General features: G+C 48.2%; 2 protein-coding genes. Both read left to right on the forward strand.

Translation table 11 applies throughout. The annotated features are described in order from the left end of the window. The coding region (locus R7Z49_RS24050; RefSeq protein ID WP_318112238.1) for a polysaccharide biosynthesis/export family protein at positions 1–375 on the forward strand (375 nt) is incomplete at its 5' end. Further along, on the forward strand, positions 375–866 hold a 492-nt coding region (locus R7Z49_RS24055), incomplete at its 3' end, for a chromosome partitioning protein ParA (RefSeq protein WP_318112239.1). The genes R7Z49_RS24050 and R7Z49_RS24055, both read left to right, overlap by 1 nt.

The following is an 866-nucleotide window of genomic DNA, read 5'->3' on the forward strand; positions in this document are numbered from 1 at the left end:
AAAAACAAAAACTGGCTCGACCGTTCTAAAGAATCCACCGTGCGCGTACTGGGTGAAGTACGAGATCCGGGACGCTACGTGTTCAACGACAACATGACGGTTTTAGACTTATTGGCAGAAGCTGGCGGCCCAACAAACAGCGCTTATCTTGAGAAAATTAGCATCGTCAATATGTCGTGCTGCCAAGGCCAAGCGAGAACATTCGACCTCGTAAACTTCAGCAAAACCGCCAACATTTACGATCTGCCTGTCATTAGAGCTGGGGATACGATTTACATTCCTCATAAGGATGAAAGCTTTGCAGAAAAAGCGCGCGCTGGTTTGAGAGACATTCTTCAAATCACGACCACCATCGTGTTAATAGGAGCGCTGTAATGACCATTCCTGCGACTCATGCCGAAATAGAGCAAATCTATCTGCAAAGTGAACAAAAGGGGCACAGATCGATTTGCGTGGTGGGCTGTAAATCTGAAGAAAGCGTTACGTCCGTCGCCTCTTCTCTTGCCGAGCTCCTTATCTTGGCAGGTTACAGTACATTATATGTGGACTTGAACTTATTCAAACCCGCGTATCACACGGTGCACGAGTTTGATGATGACGCAAATGTCGGTCATTTAATTACGCGCGAAGATGCGCACCAAACGCTGGTGGGATTGCCTGCCCCGTCGCTGGCAAGCACCAAACTGGCGTATCGAGATCCAACCGCACTGAGGAAAAACATCGAGACATGGTTATCTCAGTATGATCGAATTGTCATCGACACCTCTCCGTTGCTCAGTGTGAACAAGAGTAACATTCCACCGCAAGTCATCGCGGGAGTTTGTGATGCAACGCTTCTGGTTGCTCATTATGGGTCTACGACGACA

This window comes from Vibrio sp. 1562 (genome assembly GCF_033340155.1).
Lineage (GTDB): Bacteria > Pseudomonadota > Gammaproteobacteria > Enterobacterales > Vibrionaceae > Vibrio > Vibrio alginolyticus.